This window comes from Guptibacillus hwajinpoensis (genome assembly GCF_005144865.1).
GTDB classification, from domain to species: Bacteria; Bacillota; Bacilli; order Bacillales; family Guptibacillaceae; genus Guptibacillus; species Guptibacillus hwajinpoensis_A.
The window spans coordinates 124232-151199 of record NZ_SWFM01000001.1 but is presented as its reverse complement, the minus strand read 5'-3'; the positions used below and the strand labels follow the sequence as shown (position 1 = coordinate 151199).

Below are 26968 nucleotides of genomic sequence, written 5' to 3'. Positions count from 1 at the left end.
CTGGAACCTTTCTTATGATTTCTCGCTTTTTACCACATATACTTTGTCCTTCTTTAGAAAAACTAAGACAGTAAGAAATTGAACTACAGGAGGGCAACGAATGTACAAGAAGCTAATGCCATTATTGCTTCCAGGCTTGTTATTACTTGGGGCATGTAATGCAAACAATAACGATGAAGCACTCAATATCAATAAAACGAGTTCACCTACAGAAGGTGTTCAGCGTATAAACAGTGGACAACTAACCATTGACCCTAACTCGTATAGTACTGAAACACCGAGTATTAAATTTCCACACGGTGAAATTGTTCAGAATGGGCAATTTGAATTTAAAGAGGCACTGCCTAAAGGAGTAGATCCTAGAGAATACTTGCCAGAAGGATTCCCTGAACAATATGGGATTGGTGGGAAAGAAGAGCAACAGCGCCAACAGAAAATGCGTCCAGATCAAGGTACAGGACAAGCACAACCTGATCAAAAAGCCGCACCTAAGGAAGATAACACTGAGAACAAGAAAGCTCCAAAACAATCAGGTGAAATAAGCAAAGAAGTTCAACAGGTAATTGATTTAACAAATGCTGAAAGAAGAAAGCAAGGCCTTTCGAATTTAAAAGCCATGCCTTCATTGAGTGATGTAGCGCAGGAAAAATCCCGCGACATGCAACAAAAGAATTACTTTTCTCATACGAGCCCAACGTATGGCTCACCTTTTGACATGATGAGGGACTTCGGTGTTGATTTTAACACTGCTGGAGAAAACATTGCTCAGGGTCAACAAACACCTGAAGCAGTAGTTGATGCATGGATGAAGAGTGAAGGTCACCGTAAGAACATTATGAATAAAAACTTTACTCATATAGGCGTTGGACTCGCGCAAGATGGCCATTACTGGACACAAATGTTTATAGGGAAATAGCAGCAAGGGGGTCAGGCACGTGCCTGGCCCCCTTTTTTGTTTAACTTACATAAACATTCTCTATGTAATAAGAAGGAAGAAGAAACAAAATGTCGAAATAGGATACTAACCGGTTAGTAAGTTTTGTTTTTCGTTTCTTAAATAGATACTTAAGGAGAGATCTAACATGGATTTACGTTTAACTGATGAACAAGTTATGGTGCAAAAAACAATTCGCAAGTTCGTCGAAAATGAATTAATGCCCTTAGAAAATGAAGTTCTTCGTAATGAGCGTGAAGGAAAACCTGGCATCTCTGCCGAAAAGATGAATGAGCTACAGCAAAAAGCAAAAAAAGCAGGGTTCTGGGGGATTAACACACCCGAAGAATACGGTGGTGCGGACCTTGGTCAAATGATGCTGGCAATCGTGATGATGGAAGTTTCTAAAACGTTCGTTCCTTTTCGATTCGGAGGAGGAGCTGACAACATTTTATATTATGCTAATGAAGAGCAGAAAGAGAATTATTTGTTACCAACGATTAACGGAGATAAGAAATCATGTTTTGCCATGACAGAACCAGGCGCTGGTTCAGATACGCGTAACATTAGAATGACTGCCGTCCGAGACGGCGATGAATGGGTATTAAATGGTGAGAAAACCTTTATCACTGGCGGTAATGAAGCTGACTTTGTGATGGTCATTGCAATCACTGACAAAGAAAAGCACGCTGCTACTGGTCGAGATGGGGTTACTTGCTTTATTGTCGATCGTGAGATGGGATGGAAGTCAGAATACATTCATACAATGGGAGAATGGGGTCCTGCAGGCCTTGTTTTTGATAACGTAAGAGTTCCTCACGAAAATATTCTTGGAGAAGTAAATGGTGGTTATAATCTCGGACTTGAATGGATTGGTTTTGCTCGTTGGATCGTTGGTGCTACAGCAGTGGGAGCAGGAGAGCGACTGTTAAAAATGGCCATCGATTACGCAAACGAACGAGAAACGTTTGGAAAACCAATTGCAGAACGCCAAGCCATTCAATGGCAAATTGCAGATTCTGCTGTGGAGATTGAAGCCGCGAAATGGCTCGTATTAAACGCTGCCTATACTCTTGATGAAGGGAAAGATAACCGTCACCTTGCCTCAATGGCAAAATTATATGGATCTAACATGGGGAACCGAGTCGTCGATCGTGTTCTACAAATCCACGGCGGGATGGGTTACACAAGAGAGTTACCGATTGAACGCTGGTACCGTGAAGCGAGACTTTGGAGAATTTATGATGGGACAGATGAAATTCAACGCCTCATTATTGCAAGAAACCTGTTAAAAGGGCATGTAAAAGTCGGACAATACGCTTAGGAGGAATTGTATGTTTGAAGAAATGATCGGAAAACAATCCATTCCTGTAAAAAATACGGTGGAGCTAGGCTCTGTCAGAGCGTTCTCTAAAGCAATAGGAGATCCTTCTCCAATTTATACAGATGAAGAAGTCGGCAAACGCTCAAGGTATGGTACAAACCTTGCCCCTCCTACATATCCTAGAGTGTTTGATTATGGGGTTATAGATGAATTTAACCTCCCTAATGTTGGCTTAATTCATGGGAAACAAACATTTCAATACAATCGTCCTCTACTTGTTGGTGAGACCGTAATGTGCTCTACAGCATTAGAGGATTATTACGAACGTAATGGGAAGAGCGGTCTTTTAGGATTTCTCATTTTAAAACGAGAAGGTAAAGAACCTAATGGCCAAACGATCTTTACCGAAGAACAGGTAGTAATTATCACTGAAGCCGTCAGAAAGGGGATGACTTCATGAACACAGTTAAAGAATTTAATATTGGCACGCCACTTGAAGTAACCCTTCCACCTGTTTCTAGGCTTGATTTAATTAAGTATGCAGGTGCGTCTGGTGACTTTAACCCTATTCACACAATTGACGAGGAAGCTTCTAAGGCAGGATTGCCGGGAATTATTGCTCACGGTATGTGGACAATGGGCAACTTAGCAAAACTCTTCACCCCTTATTACGAAGAGGTGTTTCTTAAAGAGTATTCCGTCGCGTTTAAAGGAATGGTTTTCTTAAACGATGTCATCACGCTACAAGCATCACTTTTATCCATCCAAAATGATCAATACAAATTTGATGTTTTTGCAGTGAATCAAAAAGATGAAGTGGTTGTAAAAGGGGAAGCTATCTTAAAACGTTTTTAGTCGTTACATCCTACTATTTATTATGTTCAGCTAACCGAACCTGCCTTCAGGTTCGGTTTTTGATTGGAATCCATCAATTTCTAGCTAATTCGGTATATTCTGAAACTATTTTTGGTCACAATCGTAGAAAAAGAGAAGGCAATTACATAGTAAGAATTACAAAACGGAGAAAGGATGATGAACATTATATGATGGAATTTATCGGATTGATTATTTCAGGGATTATCTTATTTTTTTTATTAATCGCGGGTGGAATCGGCTTTTTCATATTTAAAAAGCGATATAAAACAGCAAGCTCCAATCAGGCACTCATTATCACTGGTCCCAAACTTGGTGATGCTGAAAAGGATAATCGGATATTTGTAGATGATAATGGACGGAGTATGAAAATCGTTCGTGGTGGCGGGATTCGACTCAAGATGTTCCAGACGAGTACACCAATCGACCTTACTTCTTTTCAATTAGAAATTGCTTCACCAAAAGCATACACATCAGAAGGTGTACCGATTAAAGCAACAAGTGTTGCTGAGATTAGCATTGGAAGTAAGCTAGAAATTGTCGCCAACTATGCTGAGAAGTTTCTAGGAAAGGAACAAAAGGAAAAAGAACGTGAATTAAAAGAAGTACTTGAAGGACACCTTCGCGCAATCATTTCTTCCCTTACAGTGGATGAGATCTACAAAGATTTTAATTCTGTTAACAAAAAAGTGAAAAATATTGCAGAGGAAGATTTAAAAAACCTCGGTTTTGAAATCACTTCTTTTGCTTTAAAAGAACTGAAAGATGACGACGAAGAGAACGGGTACCTTGAAGCACTTGGGCGTCCTCGAATCGCTGAGGCTAGAAAAGATGCTGACATTGCTGAGGCGAACGCACGACGTGAAACCCGCATGCACAAGGCCAAAACGGACCAAGAAGCTGAAGAAGATGAAATCAGACGTCAAATTGATATTGCTCAATCGCAAAAAGATAAAGATGTAAAGGAAGCAGAATATAGAGCGGAAATCGAGCGGGGGCGAGCTCGTTCAGAACAATCTTACAATCTTGAGCAAGCAAGACTTAACCAGAAAGTTAAAGAGGAAGAGATGCAGGTACAATATATCGAACGTCAGCGTCAAGTTGAATTAGAGTTAGAAGAACAAAAGCGCAGGAAAACACAGGCAGATGCAAATGCTTACGATATTCGTGCAAAAGCGGAAGCTGAGGCTGAACGAGATCGCATTGACGGTCAAACAAAAGCTGAAATTGAGAAACAAAAAGGCCTTGCGGAAGCTGAAGTAATTCGAGAACGCGGACGAGCTGAAGCCGAAGCAAAAGAATTAATGGCAACAGCTATGGAGAAATATGGTGAAGCAGCGATTATCGAAATGGTTGTCGACATGTTGCCTAAATATGCACACGAAATTGCTCAACCGCTATCACAGATTTCAGAAATGAAAGTCATTGATATGGGGGGAGGTACTAGTAACGGTTCTGCAAAAATTACAGACAACGTAACCAAAACAATGACGGGTCTTCAAGCAAGTCTAAAAGAATCAACAGGAATGGACTTAAAAGCAATGTTAGAAAGCTTTGTTTCGAGAGGGAATTACAACGACTTCGATTCTGATGAAGAAAGCGCCTCTTCTAAGAAAGAGAACGAACTAGAAGAACATCAATATGCTAGCGAAGTTGCTACTGCTTATGAAGAAGAATTGGAAGAAGAAAGCAAACAGAAAGGTTAATGAATTTAGAGTCTGGCTATATAGCCAGACTCTATTTTGTTAGTTATATATCTTGCTGAGATTGACGCATTTTATTCAGTAATGATAAAGTGATGAGGTAGTTATCAGAAAAGTTTAAATTTTACATATGAACGGAGGAAAGCTAGTTGAAACTTCTATCCCTTTTATCCACTTTCCTTGAAGACGATCAAATTAGTGTAAATGCTTCAGTACTCGAGCAGCACAGCAAAGATGAATCCTATCATACACCTCATGACCCCGATGTCGTCGTATTTCCTAAAACAACCGAGGAAGTAACCAGGATTATGAAAACAGCTAATGATAATCAGGTGCCAATCATCCCGTTCGGACTTGGATCAAGTCTTGAAGGTCATGTCATTCCTTATCATGGCGGTATTTCAATTGATTTTCAATTGATGAACAAAGTACTTGAGGTTCGCCCACACGATTTTTTAGTAAGAGTTCAGCCAGGCGTAACCCGCTCTCAATTAAATAAGGAGTTAAAAAAACACGGCTTGTTTTTTACTGTTGATCCCGGTGCAGATGCTACCATTGGTGGAATGGCAGCAACAAACGCAAGCGGTACAACGTCTGTCCGGTACGGTGTCATGCGTGATCAAGTGCGCGATATAGAAGTTGTTTTAGCTGATGGTCGCGTTATCCATACAGGAAGCATGACGGCAAAATCTTCATCCGGTTATCACCTTAATGGGCTTTTCGTCGGATCAGAAGGTACACTAGGCACATTCACTGAACTTACCCTTAACGTTTATGGCATACCAGAAGCTACGCTAGCTGGTAGAATTGTTTTTCCTTCAATTGAAAAGGCCGTTTCAACTGTGACTAATATTCTTCATGCAGCAATACCAGTAGCAAGAATCGAACTTGTAGATGCCCGCTCTGTCCAGCAGGTTAATAAAACAAATGAAACGAACTATATTGAGAAACCAACCTTATTTGTTGAATTTCACGGCAATGAAGCAGGGTTAAAGCAGGACGTCGCATTTGCACAAAGTATCGCACAAGATAATGATTGCGAAGAATTTATTTTTGAGCATGATACGAAGAAAAGGGCGCTTCTGTGGGAAGCTCGCCATAACCTTGCGTATTCTTTCAGTCATGGGTCACCAGGAAAGAAAATGATGGTTACTGATGTTTGTGTACCAATATCAGAGCTTACTGGCGCCATTATTGATGCACGTAAAGCGATTGAAACGTATGGATTAGACGGTGCGCTTCTTGGTCATGTAGGAGACGGCAATTATCATGCTATTGTCATGATTGATCCTTCTGATTCAGCTGAGCTCGATCGAGCAATGAAATTGAATCAACATCTTGTTCACTATGCATTGGAACGTGGAGGTACGTGTACTGGAGAACATGGAGTTGGTACAGGTAAAGCGCAGTATCAACAAAGAGAACATGGACCAGCATTAGATGTTATGAAGGCACTTAAACAAACACTCGATCCGAACGGTATTTTAAATCCTGGTAAAATTTTCGCAATCGATCGCGTTACTAATTAGCCAAACCGTTCACATTGAAAGGTTTTTTATTAGAAAAACATAAACAGATTAAAGGAAGTCATACATTCTGACGAGAAATAAAACAAATATCTAAATCTGTAAGCGATTACATTAATTTAAAAGGGTGATAGAAGTGACCATTCAAAACATAGCAGTAATCGGAGCCGGAACTATGGGGAGAGGCATCGCGTATTCAGCCTCTGTTGCAGGACTTTCCGTTATTGTTCAAGATGTTAGCGACACGGTTTTACACAATGCAAAAAGTGATATTGAAAAAAAATTCGACCATGCAGTTAGAAAAGAATTATTATCAAAAGAAATGGCAGAAGATCGACGTAGCGCAATTCAATACACAACAGAGTTAAGCGAGGCGGCAAAAGATCGTGATTTAGTAATTGAAGCTGTGCTTGAGATCATGGATCTTAAAACAAGTATTTTCAAGCAGCTTGATGACCTCACTCCTCCTCATGCCATTCTCGCTACAAATACATCGACAATGAGTCCAACTGAAATAGCTGCCCAAACTAGGCGACCTGAACAATGCCTTGCGCTTCATTTTTTTAACCCGGTTCCAAAGATGAAGCTTATTGAAGTCATTTGCGGGTTAGAAACATCTGAAGAAACAATCAATAAAGCGATAGCTTTTGGAGAGTCGATTGGTAAAGAATGTGTAAAAATCAATGAATTCCCAGGATTCGCAGTTAGTCGGATGAATTGCCTGATTGGCAATGAAGCGATGAATATGGTTATGGAAGGCGTAGGTTCACCTGAGGACATTGATAAAGCCATGAAACTTGGGCTTAATCATCCGATGGGGCCTCTGGAGCTTGCTGATTTAGTGGGACTTGATACAAGACTGCGAAACATGCAATACCTCTATGAAACACTTGGAGAAAAATATCGACCATGTCCCATACTGACAAAATACGTTAATGCTGGTCGACTGGGACGAAAAAGTGGAAAAGGGTTTTATGACTATACATAAACGAATAGAGGGATATACATGGATTTTCAGTTAGATGAAGAAATCGAATTTCTAAAAGCCAATATCAGAAATTTTGTACAAAATGAAGTTGAGATAGTGGCTATGACAATTGAGCGAGAAGACCGGATTCCAGAGCGAATTATTGAAATGTCTAAAGAGATAGGCCTATTTGGTTTAAGTATTCCAGAAGAATACGGTGGTCTTGGCATTGGCATGGTTGGGAAATGTGCACTGTATGAAGAACTTGGGAAAACACACAATGGATTTACAACGCTAATTGGAGCTCACACTGGAATTGGTTCAGTTGGTATTGTAGAGCTTGGGAATGAGGAACAAAAGAATAGATACCTTCCAGATATGGCAATCGGGAAGAAAATAGGAGCTTTTGCATTAACCGAACCTTCTGCAGGATCAAATGCTTCCAATTTAAAAACTACCGCAGTTAAAGATGGAAAGAAATACATTTTAAACGGAACAAAGCATTATATTACGAACGCAGTTGAAGCTGACGTCTTCACTGTTATGGCCGCTACAGATCCTTCAAAAGGAGCAAAAGGAATTACTTCTTTTATTGTTGAGAAAAGCTTCCCAGGTTTCCATGTCGGTGCAGTAGAAGAGAAGATGGGATTAAAAGGCTCTCACTCAGCTGAGCTTATTTTTGATAACTGTGAGGTACCAGAGGAGAACGTTCTTGGTGAAGTGGGACAGGGGTATGTGAATGCATTGAAAATATTAGCCAATGGTCGAGCAGGACTCGCTGCACGTAATCTTGGGTCTTCACAAAAGCTACTTGATTTGAGTATGAAACATGTAGAAGAACGAATACAGTTTGGTGTACCGATTATTGAACACCAGGCAGTTGCACATATGATAGCAGAAATGGGCGTTGAAATTGAGGCGCTTCGTTCGTTTACATATCGCATCGCATGGATGGTTGATCAGGGTAAAAAAGTAATTAAAGAAGCCGCTATGCTTAAATTGTACGGATCAGAAGTGTACAACAGGGTCGCAGACAAAGCACTTCAGGTACATGGTGGTTTAGGTTATATTTCTGACTACCCAATTGAACGTTATTTCCGTGATGCGCGCATTACTCGAATTTACGAAGGAACTTCTGAAATTCAAAAGAACATCATAGCAAGTCAGCTCCGTAAGGAATATAGCTAAGAGGAGGATTCAGCAATGAAAGAGAACATTGTTATTATCCAGGCAGTGAGAACCCCTGTCGGTCGTTATGGTGGCGTTTTGAAAGATTATAATTCTGGTGAACTGGCTGCAATTGCGATTAAAGAATCAATTTCAAGAGCTGGACTATCCCCAGATCTTGTAGATGAGGTTATTCTTGGTGAGGTAAGACAAACGACGGAATCTTCAAATGTTGCAAGAGTCGCAGCTTTAAGAGCTGGTCTCCCAGATACTACTCCCGCTTTTACAATCAATCGTCTTTGCGCTTCAGGAATGCAAGCTGTTGCATCTGCAGTCCAACAAATTCAATCTGGACAAGCGGAGATTGTGATGGCTGGAGGAACGGAGAGTTTAAGTCATGCTCCCATCTATCTTCGTGACAGCAGATTTGGAGGGGACAAAACAAGATTAGTTGATTCGAATCTTGAAGCGGGTCAACAACCAATCGAACTATATGGAAAAAAACTTGGTATGGGAATAACGGCAGAGAATGTCGCAGAACGTTTCCACGTAACGAGAGAGGACCAAGATGCATTTGCAGCTGAAAGTCAGAGACGTGCTGCTAATGCCCTCGAGAATGGTACTTTTAGTGAAGAAATTGTTCCAATGAGTGTGAAGTCTCGAAAACAATCAAAGATTGTAGATGTAGATGAACATCCAAGGCCTGGTACGTCAGTAGAGAAACTTTCAAAACTCACACCAGTATTTAAAGAAAACGGAACGGTAACAGCTGGTAATTCATGTGGACGAAATGATGGAGCTGTTGCCATGCTAGTGATGACAGAAGAAAAAGCGAACGAACTCAACCTTAAACCGCTTGTTCGCATCGTCGACTGGGCAACTTCAGGTGTGTCTCCTGAAATCATGGGAATCGGTCCAGTTCCTGCTGTTCGAAAACTTCTTGAGAGGACAGGCAGACAAATTGAAGATGTTGGTTTAATTGAATTAAATGAAGCATTTGCTGCCCAAGCACTAGCCGTCATTCGAGAACTAGATCTTGACACAAATAAAGTAAATGTGAACGGTGGGGCTATTGCACTCGGTCACCCGCTTGGAGCAACAGGTGCTAGAATCCTTACTTCTCTCATGTATGAGATGAAAAGAAGGAAAGAACGCTTTGGAATTGCAACACTTTGTGTTGGTGGTGGACAGGGAATGGCAATGATGGTAGAAAACATGAATAGTTGATCTGTTAGACAGCACTTTTTCAGTGCTGTCTTTTCTGGTTTACTTAAGCTATACGGTTTGAAAGACAAACTTGATGTGGAGGTAAAAATGGAAATTAGACGTTATGAAAAAAGAGACTTAAGTCAAATCATCGATTTATTTTATGAGACGGTTCATACGGTGAATAGAAAAGACTATTCACAAGAGCAAGTGAATACATGGGCATCATCTGACGAAAGAGGCTCCAAATTCAACACCTGGGGCGATTCTTTAGCTCAAAACACTACTTTTGTAGCACTTGATGATCGTAGGATCGTTGGTTTTAGTGACCTATCATCAAGGGGGCTGATTGATCGTTTGTATATACATCATGAATACCAGAGAATTGGGATAGCTTCAGCACTACTGAATGAGATCGAACTTGCTGCTCATAGGATAAAACTTAAAAAGTTAAGAACAGAAGCAAGCATAACCGCTAAACCATTTTTTGAGCGTAAAGGGTTTCAAGTGATAACCAAACAAATTATTAACAAGAACGGAATCACAATGCCGAATTATTTGATGGTTAAAACTCTCCAATAAATCATTTCAAAAAACGAATCAGAATAGATCATTACTATTTATAATATCTTTACATTAAAAAGGATGATTGCGATGATTCGGGATACTCCTAAACCCAAATACCCGGATGACATGCTTGAAATCATCAAAAAAGGACTTAAGAAACCGAATAGACCAGCGAATGTTATCATCATCGGTGCCGGCATGGCTGGACTTGTATCGGCATCATTGTTGAAGCAAGCAGGTCATCAAGTTACGATTCTCGAAGGAAACGATCGTGTTGGTGGAAGAGTGTATACACTAAGAGAACCTTTTACAGAAGATAACTATCTTGATGTAGGCGCAATGAGAATTCCAACAACCCATAAGCTGACATACGAATACATTAAGAGATTCAACCTTCCTGTCAATCGATTTATCAATTCTTCACCAAAGGATATTATTTTTGCAAATGGAATTAGAACAACAAGAGCAAAATACGAAGAAAATCCAGATATTCTTAAATTTCCAGTTGAACCTCACGAAAAAGGGAAAACAGCTACAGAGCTCTTCCTGACTGCTGTTAATCCTTTTTTAATGTTGTTTGAAGGAGCAGACGAAGAGCAAAAGAAATTCCTTCGAAAAAAATTCGATCAGTATTCTATGGAGAATTTTCTGCGTTTTAATCCAATTGGACCAACGTTATCTCCAAATGCGGTTAGAATGGTAAAAGTTCTTCTCGGTATTGAAGGATTTTCCGAACTCTCCTTTATAGATATCTTAACGGATATTGTGAACACCGTTTTTAATGAGGATATGGAATTCAATGAAATAACAGGTGGGAATGACTTACTGCCAAAATCATTCTTGGCTGAGCTTCAAGATGACATTCTCCTAAACGAAAAAGTCCATCGGATCATACAACGTCCAAAAGGTGTCGAGATCCAAACTAGAAATCAGAAAACGGGAAAGATCCAAACATTTACAAGTGATTATGTTATCATCACTGTTCCTTTCTCAGTGTTCCAATTCATTGAGGTCTATCCTTACCGTTCATTTTCATTTGAAAAATGGAAGGCGATTCGCGAACTACATTATGTCGCATCAATTAAAATAGGAATGGAATTTAAAGATCGATTTTGGGAGCGAGAGGGGCTAAACGGGGCTAATATGATTTCTGATTTCCCTAACCGCTATACGTATACCCCTAGCCGAACAACAGGAGAGGCTAGAAGTGGTGTTTTACTTGCAAGCTATAGCTGGGAAGATAATGCGATGCTATGGAACAGTCTTTCTGATGAACAGAAAATCACTCAATCACTTGAAGATCTTGCCAAAATTCATGGTCCTAAAGTTTTTGATGAATTTTTGACGGGAGCTTCTTTTAGCTGGAGTCAAAATCAATATTCTGGTGGATGCTTTACACTCTTTAAACCTAACCAAATTACCGAATTTGAAGAAGTTGCTATGAAACCAGAAGGCCGAATTCATTTTGCTGGAGAGCATACGTCATCTTTTCACGGTTGGATTGAAGGGGCTATTGAGTCAGCAGTTAGAGCTGCGTTTGAGGTCAACGAGCGCTAAGAATGTTTAGCTATTCTTTAATATTAAATCTCTTGGTGAATCCGATAGCAGCAAGTGCAGCTCCAGCGGTTTGCCCATAGCTTCCTATCGCAACAATCTGCTGTCCGAGTTTAACTTTCCCTCTTTTTATGTAAAGAAGGCCGATCGCTTCAATTGCAACTGCAAAAGATTGTATCCTTTGCCCCGTTGTAATTAGTCCTGCATAGGCTGAATCACTTATACTAGATATTGTTGCTTCGAAAGCCGCACCAGTCGATTGAACAACATCCCCCAAGATATCGATCTTAAGGCCTTCCTCCTTCTTACCTGTTAGGGCTTCTGAACCACCTATAACGTTTGTAAGGTTACCTGCCGCTTGAAACCACGCACCCATCGTTCCCAGCGTTTCATCTTCGTTGTTTTTTGTTAAATTATTTGTTCGTCCAATTGCTTTAATTGCATTACCTGTAGCTTCAATGGCATTGCCTAGTACGTATAGCTCACCACCAACATTTTCGCTATCTTCATTCTCAGTTGCTATTAACGTATTCCCAATGGAGGCAACCCCCGCACCTATTGTTTGAATCCAAGCGCCAGTAATGATTAATTGCTCTCCATTCACATCCATCTAATCAGCCCTCCCCCGTTACGTTATTCTATTCTAGAAGAAGGCACCACGATTATTTTTTCTATTAATCAACTAAACCGAATCTATTCTTGACCTTCAGATACTCGCTTTACTCTTTCCATAAAATCATTAACGACTTTATCGCCGGAAAGCAAAACAAAAGGTTTAATATACCATTTCAGAGGTTTGTTGACACCTGTATAGCGAAGGTTTGTTGACGTTTCTGACTTTTTAGTAAGTTCATAACATCCTTCGATTTGAAACATACTCGCTAGATTAAATCCTATTTTCAATTTTTTATAGTCTTCGTGATTGTTATAATCTAGTGTATGCACATCATATTCCATCACGCGCTTTCCTTCACGATAGGATTGTCGGTAAACGCTCCCAATAACATTGTCAGTTACGGTTACTGGTTGGTTATCAACGACATTAGGCATGATCTTTTGCATATTTTCAAGCGAGCCATCCAGATAACTCCAGACTGTTTCGATAGGAGCATTGATGAGTATCGACTTATCCCACTTCTTTTCCATTCTATTTCCTCCTTAGATTGGATTTCCTCACTTGCTTTACTATTCGCTACTTACAAGCTACTTTCCCGTTTTTTAGTTCGATTTACTAATTTTGGTTTAAAGATATTAATAAAGGGGATTACCAAACCATGGAAATTAAATCGAAATAAGGAAGGAGAAATGGTAATGAGCAATCCAATTGAAATAGCTAACATACGAATTGAACAGGATGAAGGTAAGAATCGACGTGCCTATATTGCCAATTTTGATGAGCCCATTCAATATGGTGTACACGGTGGGGTTAAGGAGTTTTATAAAGCTTCACCTGAAGTTGAACATCCATCCACACTAGACCATATTGTAGCCGCAGCAGGTGGCTGACTAACCGGCACATTAGCAGGTGCGCTGGAGGCGCGCCATATACCGACTTTTCCTAATAAGTTATCAGGTCGATTTGAAGGGATTATTGAAGCGCCAGAGGGTGTTCTCAAAATCACTCAAATCAAATGCCACTATAAATTAACGATTCCAGGAGGGAAGCTTGAAGCGGCAGAAAGAGCGTTGCAGGTGTTTGAACGAGGCTGTCCCGTTGCTCAGACGTTAAAAGGCTGTGTTGATTTTGAACACGATTGGGAGATCATAGAAGAATAGAAAAGAGCTGATGAATGCGTTATTCATCAGCTTTTTTCATGCTACTTTCATTTTTCTGTTTTTCATATTCTTCTCGATAGTGATTTCTTAGATCAAATCGATGGATTAATCGTATGGATGGACGTATTAGCATTTGGAAGCTACCTAGAACGAATAGTGATACTCCCCACATCTTTAACGATTCGAAATAGAAAAAAACACTTCCAATTAGGAAGGACAACCCTAATAGAAACTCATTCACTGTATAGAAAACCTGATACCCCTTTTTAAAAAATAAATCGTGATGTCCCATTTGAATGTCTACGTATTCATCTTTACTTTGAGTTTGAGCGTTAGCTGATCTTTGGCTACCCATTTTGATCTCCTTTCAAATTCTAATACTGATCATTTCCTTTTTCCTCATTCCTTTTAAACCCTCAAATCAATCAAATTATAATTTGTCGCCTCTAGTTTATTGAAGTAAACTAATAACTAAACAGTAAGCGAGGAGGTCATTAATGATGTACAAGCAAGTGAAAAGACGCAAAATCTACGAAGAAATAGCCGATCAGCTTCTAGATAAAATCAAAAGTGGCAATCTGTCTCCAGGTGATAAACTTGACTCCGTTCAATCTCTGGCTGAAGGATTTAATGTTGGAAGATCAGCAGTTCGTGAAGCCCTTAGTGCCCTTAGAGCGATGGGATTAGTAGAGATGCGACAGGGTGAGGGCACCTTTGTCAAACATTATGATCGATCAACATTAATCCAGTCTATATCGACAGGTATTCTTATGAATCGAGAAGAGATTATAGAGCTATTAGAAGTTCGTAAAATACTTGAAACGGGTTGCGCTGCAAGTGCAGCTGAGAAAAGGACAGAAAAAGAACTTTTTGAAATTAGTAAAGCACTTTCAGATATGCAAAAAGCTGTTTCACACCAGCAATTAGGAGAGCAGGCAGATTTGCAATTTCACATGGCAATTACTGCTGCATCTCACAATCGATTACTTGGCGACCTAATGAATCAAGTGTCACAATTGATGGTAGATTCCATAAGAGAAACAAGAAAGTTATCGCTTTATTCCGATGCAGCTATCCTAGAAAAACTGTATACAGAACATAATGAAATCTTTCTAGCGATTAAACACAAAGATTCGGTAAAAGCACAGCAAGCCATGCTTCACCATTTGAATGAAGTAGAAATATTCCTCTTAAAACACATGTAAATCCTAATAGTTAGAAAAATCAATATATTTAGTTGAAATGTTCAAAAGTTATCCTTATACTGGAAGGAGGAATTCTAGTCATCAGATGACCTGATAGCTAACGATCCTAACAGGAAGGAGGCTCATATGAACGTTTCATTGTTTATTACATGCCTTGGAGATATTTTTTATCCTAACGTGGGAAAAAGTGTCGTAGAAGTGTTAGAGCGTCTAGGGTGTGAAGTGGATTTTCCTTATTCCCAAACGTGTTGTGGTCAGCCAGCTTATAACAGTGGGTATCATGGTGAAACAAGGGAAGCAGCGCGAAGAATGATCAACACATTTGAAAATTCTTCATATGTTGTAGGACCTTCAGGATCTTGTGTGGCCATGTTCTCAGAATACGAAGAGTTGTTTCATAATGAACCTGAAATGCAGCGAAAAGCACGCTCATTGAAAGAGCGCTCATATGAGTTTACTCAATTTCTAGTAGATGTTCTAAATGTTACCAATGTTGGAGCTTCATTTAATGCTACCGCTACTTACCACAAATCCTGTCACATGACGCGATTGCTTGGTGTCAATGATGCACCAGAAGCATTACTTTCTGAAGTAGACGGATTATCTTATAGGAAACTACCAAACTGCGAAAATTGTTGTGGATTTGGAGGCACTTTTTCTGTAAAAATGGAAGCGATTTCAAAAGAGATGGTTGATGAAAAAATTAATAACATTCAATCAACCGGTGCTGACTTACTGATTGGTGCAGATAGTGGTTGTTTAATGAACATTGGTGGGCGAATAAATCGTCTTCAAAAACCTGTGAAAGTAATGCATATTGCAGAAGTTCTTACCCAGCGGGAGGTGAAATAAGTATGCCTATGAGAATTGGGGCTGACCCTTTCAAAGATCGTGTTGAGAAAGGCTTGAACGATGCGTTTATGAGAAATTCTGTTCGCTCAGCTCAAGAGCGCTTGTATGGTAAACGTCTTGATGCAGCAGAAGAACTTGGTAGTTGGGAGGATTGGCGAAATCTTGGGGAGGAGATCCGCTCACATACGCTCGAAAATCTTGACTATTACCTTTATGAGTTAAGTGAAAAAATGGAAGAAAACGGTGGTCACGTCTATTTTGCTAAGACTGCTGAAGATGCTAATCACTATATTCAAGAAGTTGTGAAACGTAAAAATGGAAAGAAAATCATTAAATCAAAGTCGATGGTAACGGAAGAAATAAGTATGAATGAAGCGCTCGAATCATTAGGGTGCGAAGTGATAGAAAGTGACCTTGGTGAGTATATCCTACAGATTGACGATCACGATCCTCCGTCCCATATTGTCGTACCAGCCTTACATAAGAACAAATCCCAAATACGAGATGTATTTAAGGAGAAGTTAGGCTACTTAAACACAGACAAACCTGAAGAACTGACGCTATTCGCTAGAGAAAAACTACGTGAAGAGTTCCTCTCAGCTGATATTGGCATCACAGGCTGTAACTTTGCAGTAGCAGAATCTGGCACGATTACCCTTGTCACCAATGAAGGAAATGCGAGGCTTGCAACAACACTCCCACAAACACAAATAACTGTAATGGGAATGGAGCGTATTGTTCCGACATGGGAAGAACTTGACGTCATGATTAGCCTTCTTAGTCGAAGTGCTGTTGGACAAAAGTTAACAACATACGTAACAGCATTAACTGGACCAAAAGCAACTCTAGAAGGGGATGGTCCTGAGGAGTTTCATCTTGTGATAGTGGATAATGGAAGGTCGAACATGATTGGTACTAAATTTCAGGAAGCGCTCCATTGTATTCGTTGCGCAGCATGCATTAACGTGTGTCCCGTCTATAGGCACGTTGGCGGTCATGGATACGGATCAATCTACCCAGGACCGATCGGTGCTGTTATTAGTCCATTACTCGGAGGCTATGAAGAATACGGAGAATTACCCTTTGCCTCAACACTTTGTGCGGCATGTACAGATGCATGCCCTGTGAAAATACCTCTTCATGAACTCTTAAACAAGCATCGAAAGAAAATGATTGAAGGAAAAGGACTTACAGCTGAAAAAATCGCGATGAGAGGGTTTCAATATGGCACAACACTCCCTATTTTATATCAAGTAGGTACGAAACTAGCACCATTTCTTTCATTGCCATTCCAAACAAATGGTTTTCTAACAAAAGGTCCAGGACCCCTTAAAGCCTGGACAACAATTCGTGACATGCCTGCCCCAAACAATGAACGCTTCAGAGATTGGTTCCAAAAGAGACAAAAGGAGGATTTAGGTGAGTGAGCAAATTCTTAATCGTGAATCATTTCTAAGTTCTCTCGCACAGAAATTAGGACGCAGCACTCCAAAAACGGTTGAAATTCCCAAGTGGAAACACCAGCCTCAATGGGAGGTCTTAAAGAATACCTCGCAGGACGAACTTGTTACTGTATTTAAAAAGCAATGTGAGACAATTCATACTGATGTAATCGAAACGGAAAAAGAGCAGCTAGCAGATGTTATTAAAGAAAGAATCGAAGCCTATAATGGTAACTCTATTTCGACCTGGAATGATAAACGTTTCGATCAGTACGGAATTTTCAGTAAAACAGAAGCAATGATTCATGCATGGGATCCACGAATGAAAGATAATGTAAACGTAGCGGAGCAAGCAGATATTGGCATTACTTTCTGTGACTTGGCACTTGCAGAATCCGGGACTGTTGTATTGTTTAGCAATGAAGAACAAGGGCGGTCCGTTAGTCTTCTTCCAACGACTTATATTGCACTCGTTCCAAAAAGCTTAATCGTACCGAGAATGTCACAGGCAGCAAGAATAATTCATCACCGCAATAAGGCAGGTGAGTTTCCAGCTACCTGTGTAAACTTCATTTCAGGTCCAAGTAATAGCGCTGACATCGAGATGAACCTTGTCGTTGGGGTTCATGGACCTATTAAAACGACTTATATTATTATATCTGATTTGTAATCAGATAAATGAATTGTTAATTTTCGATAATAGATTTTGATAACTTAATAAATTCTTTAACTGCAAAAGGGAGATACTTATTTCTTTTCCAGATCATCCCTAACTCAAGGCTTACATTGGAATGCACTAATTCAAGAGGTTTGATCGCCTGATTTTGAATCGCATATGCAATCTTACTAGGCAGAAGAGCAACACCCAGCTTTGCCTCAACCATTTCAATCATGAAATCTTTTTGTGAGCTCTGACAAACGATATTTGGATAAAAACCCTTTTGTTCACATTCTTCTATTATTCTGTCATACAGAGTAAAATCTTCACGATATAAAATGAAAGACTCATATTCAAGATCACCAAGGTTGACCTCTTTTAATGCAGCTAACGGATGTGAACTGGGAACGATTAACATCAGAGGGTCATTAATCACTCGAACAGATTCAAAGTTTTCATTATGTACAGGATTATTACAAATTAATCCGATATCGAGAGACCCATCTTCAACACCCAGCTTGATCCGCTTAGAGCCTACTTCTGTGAGGATGATTTCAACCACCGGATACAGTTCTTTAAACTGACTAATTAATTTCGAGAAAAACGCTGCTCCGATAATCGGTGGTATGCCAATTTTAATTTCACCTTTTTTCAGCTCGGTTAAATCTGAAAGCTCAGAAGTCAGATTTCGGAAAGCACTTAGCACATGTTTCGCATTAACAAGGACAGCTCGCCCGGCATCCGTTAATTCCAATTGTTTTGATCTGTAGAACAAAGGGACACCAAGTTCATCTTCTAAATGTTTCACAGCTTTGCTAATGGATGGCTGTGAAACGTGTAGTGTTGAAGCGGCTTTTGTAAAACTTAACTGCTTTGCAACTTCTGAGAAATATTCAAGATGACGAATTTCCAAAAAATCACTCCAAACGCTGTAGAATCATAGAAAATTCTGAATTATTACGATAAAGAATACTCAATATTCCAAATATGTATTATATCTATACATTTATTTATTATAAGATAAGACTAAATGAAAGGACAGTACCTAATAGAAACTCAGGTTCTGTTAATTATGAGGAGGAAATTCAATGGAAAACTATTCGAAGATCGGTTATTTACAAGTTGCTGAAGAACTCTATGAATTTATTAATAAGGATGTTATCCCAGGAACGGGTATGTCTAGTGAAGAATTCTGGACAGGGCTTGGTGACATTGTGAAGGATCTCGCTCCTAAGAATGAGAAACTTCTAAATGTGCGTGATGATATTCAAACGAAACTGAATGAATGGCATAAGTCAAATCAAAATTTTGATTTCAATAAGTATAAAGCATTCTTGAAAGACCTAACTTATTTAGAGTCTGAAGTAGACGACTTCTCCATATCTACTACAAATGTCGATGATGAAATTGCTGTTCAAGCAGGACCACAACTTGTTGTGCCAGTCAACAATGGACGGTATGCAATCAATGCTGCAAATGCAAGATGGGGTAGCTTGTATGATGCACTTTATGGAACAGACGCCATAAGTGAAGATAACGGTGCGGACCGTAAAGGAGATTACAACCCTGTTCGAGGAGATAAAGTAATTGCCTATGCCAAAAGGTTCCTTGACAAAACAGTTCCTCTTAAAGAAAGAAGCTATTCAGATATCGTTCAATATTCCATTGAACAGGGTATGCTGAAAGTGCACTTTAAAGACAGTGATGAAAGCGTTTTACTTGATCAAATTCAATTTGTTGGCTATCAAGGTAGCGAAGATAATCCAAGTGCAATCCTATTAAAAAATAATGATGTCCATCTTGAAATACAGATTGACCGAGAGGATCCAATTGGTCAAACAGATGCAGCAGGAGTAAAAGATGTGTACATGGAATCTGCTATTACAACGATTATGGATTTCGAAGATTCCGTTACTGCAGTTGATGCTGAAGATAAGGTGCTAGTTTATCGGAATTTCCTAGGGTTAATAAAAGGAGATTTAAAAGCTTCCTTCCAAAAAGGGTCTAAAACAATAAGCCGTACACTTAACACTGATCGTGAGTATATTTCTCCTGATGGCGAGAGCTTTTCATTACGTGGACGATCGCTTATGTTTGCCCGTAATGTAGGCCATCTTATGACAACAAATGCTGTTCTTGATCAGGACGGAAACGAAATTCCAGAAGGTATTCTTGATTCTGTTATTACTGGGCTTATCGCTAAGCATGATGTACTTAAAAATGGCAAGTATCAAAACTCATCAAAAGATTCGATATATATTGTTAAACCAAAAATGCACGGTTCAAAAGAAGTGGCTTTTGCGAATGAATTATTTAATAGAACAGAAGATTTACTGAAACTTGATCGCAATACAATTAAGATTGGTGTAATGGACGAAGAACGACGTACAACGCTAAATCTTCGCAATTGTATTAATGAAGTAAAAGAGCGAATTGTTTTCATTAATACTGGATTCCTTGATCGAACAGGCGATGAAATTCATACGTCTATGGAAGCAGGACCAGTCATTCGGAAAAGTGAAATGAAAAACTCTACATGGCTACAAAGCTATGAGAAATCAAATGTCCAACAGGGCTTACAAACAGGTTTTTCTGGAAAAGCCCAAATTGGTAAAGGAATGTGGGCAATGCCTGATTTGATGGCAGACATGCTTGCACAAAAGGGTAGCCAATTACAAGCAGGAGCTAATACTGCCTGGGTTCCATCTCCAACTGCTGCAACATTACATGCACTTCATTATCACGAAGTTAATGTGCCTAGTGTACAAGAAGAACTAGCAAAAGCGGCGGTAAATTATCAGGACGATATTCTCGAAATTCCTATTTCAAAAGATACAAATTGGAGTGAAAAAGAAATACAAGAAGAGCTTGATAATAATGCCCAGGGAATACTTGGCTATGTTGTACGCTGGGTTGAACATGGAGTTGGATGTTCGAAAGTACCAGATATCCGTAATATTGAATTGATGGAAGATAGAGCAACACTCCGTATTTCAAGTCAACACGTGGCTAACTGGCTTCATCACGGTATTTGCACGAAGGATCAGGTAATGGAAACAATGAAACGGATGGCAAAAGTTGTGGATGAACAGAATGCTGGAGATCCAGAGTATCGTGCAATGGCAACAAATTATGACGAATCTATCGCTTTCCAAGCAGCTTGTGATCTTGTTTTTGAAGGGTTCAATCAGCCGAACGGCTATACTGAACCGATTCTTCATAGACGTCGTCAAGAAGCTAAAGCAAAAGTATATGCTAACAAGTAATCGTAGGAGCAAAAGTGGCAATTGCCACTTTTGCAACCTTTTATCATTTATTATCTGAATAATCTCAAAATATTAATTGGTTAACTTGTCTGATATGTGACTTCTGAAAGGTGGTTTTTACTGTGGAATTTAAAAGGATCTCATCTCAAAAAATTTCTGACAAAGTAGAAGAACAAATTGTTAGGTTAATTAAAGAGGGCAGTTATAAACAGGGTGACAAACTTCCATCCGTTCGTGAACTGTGTGAATCACTTGAGGTAGGGAGATCAGCTGTACGAGATGCCTTGACCACTTTAAAAGGAAGAGGGTTAGTAGAAATTAGGCAGGGAGAAGGAACGTTTGTAACTGGATTTAATCCTAAACGATATTTTAAACATATGCTCATGCCGAACCAGAAAGAGATTGAGTCCTTGTTTCAGGTTCGTGAAATTCTGGAAACTAGCGTTGTAAAGTTAGCAGCAGTGAATCGTTCAGAAGAAGATTTAGTTGCTATGAGAAAAGCCCTTGATCATATGAGTCTCTGTAAATATGACGATAGCGGTCAGCATGATTGTCAGTTTCATATGGCGATAGCGAATGCATCAGGTAATCCAATTCTTCATCAACTGCTAGAATCGATTTCTTCTAGCATGGAAAAATCAATGGCTGACTTCCATCGACTAATTGCTTCTAAACCTGAACTTATATACGACATTCATCATCAACATGAATTAATTATGGAAATGATTGTTTGCGAGGATGCTGCAGGCGCATACGAAGCCATGATGCTTCATCTCTCTTACGTTAAAAAGCAAATGAGAAAAGGTTTTTCCATACGATCTGAATATATTCAAACCCACTAAGGAGGGAAGGAGTTGGACAAACACTTACTTGACGTCGCACCACTAACTGATTCGAGTAACCGCTTTGGAAACTTAAGCTCAAATCTATTATACCCGGAATCAGAAGATGAAGTGGTTGACATCGTTACTAAAGCCAATGAATCAGGAAAGAAGCTCTCCATTGTAAGCGGGGGCACAAAGCTCGGTTATGGTGGTCTTAAATCCAATTATGACCTTACGCTTTCGCTTAAGAAATTTTCTGGCATTGTTGAACATACAGTAGGTGACATGACGGTGACTGTAAAACCTGGTACCACGATACTTGAGCTTCAGACTTTTCTAAGTCGATACAATCAAATGGTTTCACTGGACCCGTCATGCCCATCTACTGCAACAATTGGTGGAACTATTGCAGCAAATGAGAGCGGTCCAAAGCGTTTAAAGTATGGCTCAGCAAGGGATCATGTCATTGGGATGCGCGTTGTTTATGCAGATGGAAAGATCATCCGAACCGGTGGAAAAGTGGTTAAAAATGTTGCCGGATATGACATGAATAAACTTTTTATCGGTTCGATGGGAACCCTTGGTGTCATAACTGAAATCACATTAAAATTAAGACCTATTCCCAAACATACAAGCCTTGTTATGCTAACCGTTCGAGAAGAAGCTCTCGACGAATTGACAGCGTTCACAAAATTGATTCAAGATTCTCTATTAGAACCTGTTTCGTTAGAGATATTAACGCCAACAATGTCAAAAAAACTTATTAATAGGGATGAGTACTGTTTGTTAATTGCTTTAGAAGATGTCAAAAAAGCTGTCCAATTTCAAGAAGTTTGGATTGATCAACATAAACCTAACGAAGCTGTCATGACCGTTCATCCAAATCCAAACTATTTCTGGCAATCGTTCAATGAACTTATTCCAAATAGTCTCACTGATTTAGGTGAAAGCACTCATGGAGTATTGAAGGTTGGGACAAGAAATTTAGATGTATTTCCTTTACTACAGGAATGTGCCCGAATTCATCATGAAGGAAACCTTAAGATTGAAGCGAGCGGTGGGGCAGGCCATGGACTTAGTACCATTATCATTTCAGGAAACAATGCAAACGTCGTAAATGCCATTATTCATTTACAATCATTTGCATCAGATTTAAAAGGTTATGCCATTGTAAAGCACCTTCCAATTGAACTTAGAAAAGAACTGAACGTATGGGGAGAGTCTGATGGCTTGTTCAAGCTGTTTAAAAGCATTAAACAAAAACAGGACCCCAATAATACGCTGAATGAGCAGCGCTTTATAGGAGGAATTTAGAATGTCTGTTAAAGAAGAAGAGCTAACAAATAACTCGCCTCCGTGTGCTTCCAACAGTCTTAGTAATTATTTGTGGGACGACCATCCGGATGAAAATAAATGGGCCGACTGCGTTCATTGTGGAATGTGTCTTGAATCCTGTCCTACTTATTTAGAAACTGGCCAGGAACAACACTCCCCTCGAGGAAGGGTTCATCTAATTAAATCAGTTGCTGAAGGAAAACTCGAGGTAAATGAACAATTTATGGATCCCGTTTTCCAGTGCTTGGATTGTCGAGCTTGCACGACAGCATGTCCAGCAGACGTGGATGTTGGTGGTCTTATTGAAGAAGCACGCGGACAGGTGAGACAAGCAATGCCTTTAACAGGTTTGAAAGGAGTTGTAAGTAGCTTCTTCCTAAAAGGATTATTTCCTCACCCTACTAGGCTTCAGGCAGCGGGCGGCTTATTGAAATTCTATCAGAAGAGCGGACTTCAAAAGGCAGTTCGATCGACAGGAGCACTTCGTATTATGCCAGATCATCTCGCTGATATGGAAGCGATTATGCCTGAAATTAAACAGTCGGTTCATAAGAAATACAAGAATGTTGATGTTATCCCAGCAAAAGGATCTTCGAAAGCACAGGTTGCTATGCTAAAGGGCTGTATCATGGATGTTATGTTTAGTGACATTAACGAATCAACGATCAATGTACTAACCTACAACGGAAATGACGTCACACTACCTAAAAACCAAACATGTTGTGGTGCATTACATATCCATGCTGGAGACAGAGAAACAGGTAAAAAGCTTGCAAAACAAAATATAGAAGCTTTTCAGGACGCTGATAAAGTTGTCGTGAATGCTGCAGGGTGTGGTTGTGCACTGAAAGAATATCCTGAGCTATTTCGCAACGATCCTGAATGGCATGAGAAAGCAGAAGTGTTTTCTGAAAAGATAGAGGATATATCAAAATACCTTTATGATACAGGGTATATAAAACCTCAAAGCTCGATTAACAAAACCATCACTTACCATGATGCTTGCCATCTTGCACATGGACAGGGAGTACGGCACGAGCCAAGGCAGTTAATTAATGACATTCCAGGGGTTAACTACATTGAACAACCTAATGCTGATACGTGCTGTGGCAGTGCTGGTATTTATAATATTACAAACCCTGAAATGGCTTCAGCTGTGTTAGAGCGCAAAATGGAGAATGTACCCGAGGATGTTGAAATGATTTCGATGGGAAATCCAGGTTGTATGCTCCAAATGGCTATGGGAGTTCAAAAATATGGTCGAGGTGGAAAAGTAGTTCACACTGTCCAGCTCCTAGATTGGGCATATCAAGAGGATGAGAAAAAAGGTCTTGGAAATAAGGCAGCCTCGGTAAAGGAGTGAACCAAAATGCTTTTATCAAAGAAAAAGAAGCAAAAACTTGATCCAGACATTTTAGCATTAACTGAAATTGTAGGCGCTAAATCAATCCTTCACTATAAGGAAGATCTACTGTCTTACGATTGCGATGGTTTTACTATTCATAAAGCAATGCCAAAAGCCGTTATTTTCCCCAAGAACACAGAAGAAGTAGCTGCAGCTGTGAAATATTGTGCTGATCGTAGCATTCCTTTTTTAGCCAGAGGTGCTGGAACCGGCTTGTCTGGTGGAGCAATCCCATTAAACAATGAAGTGATCATTAGTCTTGTAAAGATGAAACACTTACTTGAGGTTGATTATGAAAATAGACAAGCTGTTGTCCAACCTGGATTTGTTAATTTAAAGCTTACAAACTCTATTTCACATAAAGGATACTATTATGCACCAGACCCTTCTAGTCAGTACGTATGTACAATCGGTGGCAACGTTGCTGAGAACGCCGGAGGAGCTCATTGTCTTAAGTATGGTGTGACAACTAACCATATACTTGGACTCGAAGTTGTCCTTCCTGATGGGGAAATCATCGAAATTAGCAATAACGGCGTGTTGGATATGCCCGGATATGATTTACTTGGTATTCTTACGGGTTCTGAAGGGACGCTCGGAATAGTGACGAAGATTATCGTCCGCATTCTAAAGAACCCCGAAGCTAAAAAAACCGTTCTTGCTTACTTTGACAACGTAGAAGATGGAAGCCATGCAGTTTCTGATATCATTTCTGCTGGGATTATTCCTGCAGCGCTTGAAATGATGGATCAAACCGCTATAGAAGGAGTAGAAAAGGGTGCTTTCCCAGTTGGCCACCCTGATGATATTGAAGCTCTCCTACTAATAGAAGTGGATGGGATCGCAGAAGGAATTGAAGAGCAGATTGAGCAGATTTTAACTGTTTGCCGGAACAGGAATGTTCGTGAAGTAAAAGTAGCTCGTGATGAGGAAGAAAGAGGACGCTGGTGGGCGAATCGTAAGACTGGATTTGGTGCAATGGGCGCAATCTCACCTGACTACCTTGTTCAAGATGGGGTGATTCCACGTAGTAAACTCCCCGAAGTGCTTGAAAGAATACGGTCAATCAGCGATGAATATGGCTTAAGGATTGCCAATATCTTTCATGCAGGAGATGGTAACCTTCATCCGCTCATTTTGTTTGATTCGAGGATAGAGGGAGAAACCGGCAAAGCATTAAAAGCTGGAACCGCATGCCTTAAAGCCTGCGCTGATGCAGGAGGCTCCATCACCGGTGAACACGGGGTTGGTATTGAGAAAAAGGAAGAAATGCGCTTTATATTTAGTGATGAAGAAATTGATGCACAAACAGCTATAAGAGATGTTTTTAATCCTAACAATCTATTAAACCAGGGAAAATTATTTCCAACCCCTAGCAGATGTATGGATATCAAAAAAGTGATAAAAGAAACTGCTATAACGAAATAGCACAAGGGAGAGAATGATATGAAATTTGGAAGATTCACTTATAATAACAGCATTTATAACGGTGTGTTTGAGGAAGATGTTATAACGATTATTGATGGAAATCCTTTGACTGAATGGTCTTATACAGATCAAAAGGTTTCGATTAATGACGTTGAGTTTCTAGCACCACTTACTCCTAGAAATGTAATTGGAATCGGAGCAAACTATGTTGGGGATAAAGATTCATTACCAGACGAAATTCCAGAAATGCCTGTTTTCTTTTTGAAACCAGCAACTTCAGTTATTGGACCGAATGAAGCAGTCATTATTCCAGATCAACTTCAGGAAGTGAAATTCGAATCAGAACTTGCCGTTGTCATTGGGAAAGAGGCTAAAAATATTGAAAAAGAGAAAGCGCTTGAGTATGTGTTTGGGTATACGGTAGGAAATGATGTAACAGCCCCACAATATTTCCACAATGATGGCCATTGGACACTGGGTAAATCCTTTGATACATTCACCCCCCTCGGTCCAGTTATCGAAACGGAGCTTGATCCTTATCACATCCATGTCACAGCAACAGTTAACGGAGAGCAGAAGCAGAATAGTCCTACAAAATGGATGATTGTACCGATTAAAGAGATGATTGCATATCTTTCAACAGTCATGACACTTCATCCAGGAGACGTGATTCTAACTGGAAGCCCCACAGGAGCACATTTTGTAAAAAATGACGACATTATTACTTGTTCTATAAAGGAAATTGGCTCACTAACTAACACATTCTCTCGTCAATCATCTCATATCGGTGTTACGCAACAGTGATGGCCTAAAAGGGGGAGCTTAATCCCCTGTTAATGACATAGAAGCGGAACGTGCTTTTTCAGAACAGAATACATACAACAAAAGACAGCAACTGAATAGTGAAAGAATGTCACGCTTCATTACCCAACAAATTTCATTATTGGAGGATGAGC

The 26968-nt window shown here is 39.8% G+C and carries 26 protein-coding genes and 1 pseudogene; 23 read left to right on the top strand and 4 right to left on the bottom strand.

Annotated elements, in window-relative coordinates:
- Positions 1 to 100 precede the first annotated feature (100 nt).
- The 11 genes from FBF83_RS20620 to FBF83_RS00680 all read left to right on the top strand — a co-directional run bounded on the left by FBF83_RS20620 (position 101) and on the right by FBF83_RS00680 (position 11824).
- On the top strand, positions 101 to 916 hold the full coding sequence (locus FBF83_RS20620; protein ID WP_240687945.1) for a CAP domain-containing protein: 816 nt from the start codon (positions 101 to 103) through the stop codon (positions 914 to 916).
- A 166-nt stretch (positions 917 to 1082) separates the two neighbouring features.
- On the top strand, positions 1083 to 2258 hold the full coding sequence (locus FBF83_RS00725; protein WP_136945246.1) for an acyl-CoA dehydrogenase family protein: 1176 nt from the start codon (positions 1083 to 1085) through the stop codon (positions 2256 to 2258).
- Between the two features lie 10 nt (positions 2259 to 2268).
- Positions 2269 to 2718 carry a MaoC family dehydratase N-terminal domain-containing protein gene (locus tag FBF83_RS00720; protein ID WP_136945245.1) on the top strand — a complete coding sequence of 150 codons (450 nt, stop codon included), beginning with the start codon at positions 2269 to 2271 and terminating at the stop codon, positions 2716 to 2718.
- Complete coding sequence (locus FBF83_RS00715; RefSeq protein ID WP_136945244.1) at positions 2715 to 3113, top strand: MaoC/PaaZ C-terminal domain-containing protein; 399 nt, start codon at positions 2715 to 2717, stop codon at positions 3111 to 3113. Before FBF83_RS00720 ends, FBF83_RS00715 begins: the two co-directional genes overlap by 4 nt.
- 188 nt (positions 3114 to 3301) lie before the next feature.
- Complete coding sequence (locus FBF83_RS00710) at positions 3302 to 4837, top strand: flotillin family protein (protein WP_136945243.1); 1536 nt, start codon at positions 3302 to 3304, stop codon at positions 4835 to 4837.
- 146 nt (positions 4838 to 4983) lie between these two features.
- The gene (locus FBF83_RS00705; RefSeq protein WP_136945242.1) at positions 4984 to 6363 is read left to right on the top strand and encodes an FAD-binding oxidoreductase; all 1380 of its coding nucleotides are present in this window, start codon (positions 4984 to 4986) and stop codon (positions 6361 to 6363) included.
- Between the two features lie 139 nt (positions 6364 to 6502).
- The gene (locus FBF83_RS00700) at positions 6503 to 7348 is read left to right on the top strand and encodes a 3-hydroxyacyl-CoA dehydrogenase family protein (protein ID WP_136946439.1); all 846 of its coding nucleotides are present in this window, start codon (positions 6503 to 6505) and stop codon (positions 7346 to 7348) included.
- Positions 7349 to 7366: 18 nt separating this feature from the next.
- Complete coding sequence (locus FBF83_RS00695) at positions 7367 to 8515, top strand: acyl-CoA dehydrogenase family protein (RefSeq protein ID WP_136945241.1); 1149 nt, start codon at positions 7367 to 7369, stop codon at positions 8513 to 8515.
- 15 nt (positions 8516 to 8530) lie between these two features.
- Positions 8531 to 9721, top strand: coding sequence for a thiolase family protein (locus FBF83_RS00690; protein ID WP_136945240.1), 1191 nt, complete (start codon positions 8531 to 8533; stop codon positions 9719 to 9721).
- An 87-nt stretch (positions 9722 to 9808) separates the two neighbouring features.
- Positions 9809 to 10282 carry a GNAT family N-acetyltransferase gene (locus tag FBF83_RS00685; RefSeq protein WP_136945239.1) on the top strand — a complete coding sequence of 158 codons (474 nt, stop codon included), beginning with the start codon at positions 9809 to 9811 and terminating at the stop codon, positions 10280 to 10282.
- 72 nt (positions 10283 to 10354) lie between these two features.
- A complete protein-coding gene (locus tag FBF83_RS00680) occupies positions 10355 to 11824 on the top strand; it encodes a flavin monoamine oxidase family protein (RefSeq protein WP_136945238.1) in 1470 nt (489 codons plus the stop codon).
- A gap of 10 nt (positions 11825 to 11834) precedes the next feature.
- On the opposite strand, the gene FBF83_RS00675 is transcribed toward FBF83_RS00680, so the two are convergent.
- Together FBF83_RS00675 and FBF83_RS00670 are read right to left on the bottom strand one after the other, a co-directional pair.
- Positions 11835 to 12431 (bottom strand): DUF6944 family repetitive protein, encoded by a 597-nt coding sequence (locus FBF83_RS00675; protein ID WP_136945237.1) that lies wholly within the window; start codon positions 12429 to 12431, stop codon positions 11835 to 11837.
- 83 nt (positions 12432 to 12514) lie between these two features.
- On the bottom strand, positions 12515 to 12967 hold the full coding sequence (locus FBF83_RS00670) for an SRPBCC family protein (RefSeq protein WP_136945236.1): 453 nt from the start codon (positions 12965 to 12967) through the stop codon (positions 12515 to 12517).
- A gap of 165 nt (positions 12968 to 13132) precedes the next feature.
- On the opposite strand from FBF83_RS00670, the gene FBF83_RS00665 reads away from it, so the two are divergent.
- A complete protein-coding gene (locus tag FBF83_RS00665) occupies positions 13133 to 13327 on the top strand; it encodes a hypothetical protein (RefSeq protein ID WP_136945235.1) in 195 nt (64 codons plus the stop codon).
- A gap of 21 nt (positions 13328 to 13348) precedes the next feature.
- Positions 13349 to 13597, top strand: a pseudogene (locus FBF83_RS21380) (OsmC family protein); the annotation flags it as partial.
- A 19-nt stretch (positions 13598 to 13616) separates the two neighbouring features.
- Here the strand turns inward: FBF83_RS21380 and FBF83_RS00655 are convergent.
- On the bottom strand, positions 13617 to 13952 hold the full coding sequence (locus FBF83_RS00655; protein WP_136945234.1) for a YrhK family protein: 336 nt from the start codon (positions 13950 to 13952) through the stop codon (positions 13617 to 13619).
- A 142-nt stretch (positions 13953 to 14094) separates the two neighbouring features.
- On the opposite strand from FBF83_RS00655, the gene FBF83_RS00650 reads away from it, so the two are divergent.
- The 4 genes from FBF83_RS00650 (at position 14095) to FBF83_RS00635 (ending at position 17766) form a co-directional block, all read left to right on the top strand.
- Positions 14095 to 14802 carry a FadR/GntR family transcriptional regulator gene (locus FBF83_RS00650; protein WP_136945233.1) on the top strand — a complete coding sequence of 236 codons (708 nt, stop codon included), beginning with the start codon at positions 14095 to 14097 and terminating at the stop codon, positions 14800 to 14802.
- Positions 14803 to 14928: 126 nt separating this feature from the next.
- Positions 14929 to 15654 carry a (Fe-S)-binding protein gene (locus tag FBF83_RS00645; RefSeq protein ID WP_136945232.1) on the top strand — a complete coding sequence of 242 codons (726 nt, stop codon included), beginning with the start codon at positions 14929 to 14931 and terminating at the stop codon, positions 15652 to 15654.
- A 2-nt stretch (positions 15655 to 15656) separates the two neighbouring features.
- The gene (locus FBF83_RS00640) at positions 15657 to 17081 is read left to right on the top strand and encodes a LutB/LldF family L-lactate oxidation iron-sulfur protein (protein ID WP_136945231.1); all 1425 of its coding nucleotides are present in this window, start codon (positions 15657 to 15659) and stop codon (positions 17079 to 17081) included.
- Positions 17074 to 17766 carry a LutC/YkgG family protein gene (locus FBF83_RS00635; RefSeq protein WP_136945230.1) on the top strand — a complete coding sequence of 231 codons (693 nt, stop codon included), beginning with the start codon at positions 17074 to 17076 and terminating at the stop codon, positions 17764 to 17766. The genes FBF83_RS00640 and FBF83_RS00635 overlap by 8 nt, the downstream gene beginning before the upstream one ends.
- Positions 17767 to 17782: 16 nt before the next feature.
- Here FBF83_RS00635 and FBF83_RS00630 read toward each other — a convergent pair whose 3' ends face one another.
- Positions 17783 to 18667 carry a LysR family transcriptional regulator gene (locus tag FBF83_RS00630; RefSeq protein ID WP_136945229.1) on the bottom strand — a complete coding sequence of 295 codons (885 nt, stop codon included), beginning with the start codon at positions 18665 to 18667 and terminating at the stop codon, positions 17783 to 17785.
- A 175-nt stretch (positions 18668 to 18842) separates the two neighbouring features.
- Here FBF83_RS00630 and FBF83_RS00625 point away from each other — a divergent pair, with 175 nt between their 5' ends.
- From FBF83_RS00625 to FBF83_RS00600, 6 genes are all read left to right on the top strand, one after another.
- The gene (locus FBF83_RS00625) at positions 18843 to 21020 is read left to right on the top strand and encodes a malate synthase G (protein ID WP_136945228.1); all 2178 of its coding nucleotides are present in this window, start codon (positions 18843 to 18845) and stop codon (positions 21018 to 21020) included.
- A 122-nt stretch (positions 21021 to 21142) separates the two neighbouring features.
- Positions 21143 to 21862, top strand: coding sequence for a FadR/GntR family transcriptional regulator (locus FBF83_RS00620; RefSeq protein WP_169525120.1), 720 nt, complete (start codon positions 21143 to 21145; stop codon positions 21860 to 21862).
- 12 nt (positions 21863 to 21874) lie between these two features.
- Positions 21875 to 23158: an FAD-binding oxidoreductase gene (locus FBF83_RS00615; RefSeq protein WP_136945226.1), complete on the top strand. Its 1284-nt coding sequence runs from the start codon at positions 21875 to 21877 to the stop codon at positions 23156 to 23158.
- Between the two features lies 1 nt (position 23159).
- Positions 23160 to 24542 carry a (Fe-S)-binding protein gene (locus FBF83_RS00610; RefSeq protein ID WP_136945225.1) on the top strand — a complete coding sequence of 461 codons (1383 nt, stop codon included), beginning with the start codon at positions 23160 to 23162 and terminating at the stop codon, positions 24540 to 24542.
- Positions 24543 to 24548: 6 nt separating this feature from the next.
- Positions 24549 to 26012 (top strand): FAD-linked oxidase C-terminal domain-containing protein, encoded by a 1464-nt coding sequence (locus tag FBF83_RS00605; protein ID WP_136945224.1) that lies wholly within the window; start codon positions 24549 to 24551, stop codon positions 26010 to 26012.
- A gap of 18 nt (positions 26013 to 26030) precedes the next feature.
- A complete protein-coding gene (locus FBF83_RS00600) occupies positions 26031 to 26816 on the top strand; it encodes a fumarylacetoacetate hydrolase family protein (RefSeq protein WP_136945223.1) in 786 nt (261 codons plus the stop codon).
- Positions 26817 to 26968: the final 152 nt, after the last annotated feature.

What these genes read in the sequence shown, in the direction of transcription:
- FBF83_RS00645 (WP_136945232.1), top strand. Translation starts at nt 14,929, where the DNA reads ATGAACGTTTCATTGTTTATTACATGCCTTGGAGATATTTTTTATCCT.
- FBF83_RS00605 (WP_136945224.1), top strand. Translation starts at nt 24,549, where the DNA reads ATGCTTTTATCAAAGAAAAAGAAGCAAAAACTTGATCCAGACATTTTA.
- FBF83_RS00670 (WP_136945236.1), bottom strand. Translation starts at nt 12,967, where the DNA reads ATGGAAAAGAAGTGGGATAAGTCGATACTCATCAATGCTCCTATCGAA.
- FBF83_RS00720 (WP_136945245.1), top strand. Translation starts at nt 2,269, where the DNA reads ATGTTTGAAGAAATGATCGGAAAACAATCCATTCCTGTAAAAAATACG.
- FBF83_RS00695 (WP_136945241.1), top strand. Translation starts at nt 7,367, where the DNA reads ATGGATTTTCAGTTAGATGAAGAAATCGAATTTCTAAAAGCCAATATC.
- FBF83_RS00665 (WP_136945235.1), top strand. Translation starts at nt 13,133, where the DNA reads ATGAGCAATCCAATTGAAATAGCTAACATACGAATTGAACAGGATGAA.
- FBF83_RS00685 (WP_136945239.1), top strand. Translation starts at nt 9,809, where the DNA reads ATGGAAATTAGACGTTATGAAAAAAGAGACTTAAGTCAAATCATCGAT.
- FBF83_RS20620 (WP_240687945.1), top strand. Translation starts at nt 101, where the DNA reads ATGTACAAGAAGCTAATGCCATTATTGCTTCCAGGCTTGTTATTACTT.
- FBF83_RS00675 (WP_136945237.1), bottom strand. Translation starts at nt 12,431, where the DNA reads ATGGATGTGAATGGAGAGCAATTAATCATTACTGGCGCTTGGATTCAA.
- FBF83_RS00640 (WP_136945231.1), top strand. Translation starts at nt 15,657, where the DNA reads ATGCCTATGAGAATTGGGGCTGACCCTTTCAAAGATCGTGTTGAGAAA.
- FBF83_RS00680 (WP_136945238.1), top strand. Translation starts at nt 10,355, where the DNA reads ATGATTCGGGATACTCCTAAACCCAAATACCCGGATGACATGCTTGAA.
- FBF83_RS00600 (WP_136945223.1), top strand. Translation starts at nt 26,031, where the DNA reads ATGAAATTTGGAAGATTCACTTATAATAACAGCATTTATAACGGTGTG.
- FBF83_RS00710 (WP_136945243.1), top strand. Translation starts at nt 3,302, where the DNA reads ATGATGGAATTTATCGGATTGATTATTTCAGGGATTATCTTATTTTTT.
- FBF83_RS00650 (WP_136945233.1), top strand. Translation starts at nt 14,095, where the DNA reads ATGATGTACAAGCAAGTGAAAAGACGCAAAATCTACGAAGAAATAGCC.
- FBF83_RS00655 (WP_136945234.1), bottom strand. Translation starts at nt 13,952, where the DNA reads ATGGGTAGCCAAAGATCAGCTAACGCTCAAACTCAAAGTAAAGATGAA.
- FBF83_RS00625 (WP_136945228.1), top strand. Translation starts at nt 18,843, where the DNA reads ATGGAAAACTATTCGAAGATCGGTTATTTACAAGTTGCTGAAGAACTC.
- FBF83_RS00715 (WP_136945244.1), top strand. Translation starts at nt 2,715, where the DNA reads ATGAACACAGTTAAAGAATTTAATATTGGCACGCCACTTGAAGTAACC.
- FBF83_RS00725 (WP_136945246.1), top strand. Translation starts at nt 1,083, where the DNA reads ATGGATTTACGTTTAACTGATGAACAAGTTATGGTGCAAAAAACAATT.
- FBF83_RS00610 (WP_136945225.1), top strand. Translation starts at nt 23,160, where the DNA reads ATGTCTGTTAAAGAAGAAGAGCTAACAAATAACTCGCCTCCGTGTGCT.
- FBF83_RS00690 (WP_136945240.1), top strand. Translation starts at nt 8,531, where the DNA reads ATGAAAGAGAACATTGTTATTATCCAGGCAGTGAGAACCCCTGTCGGT.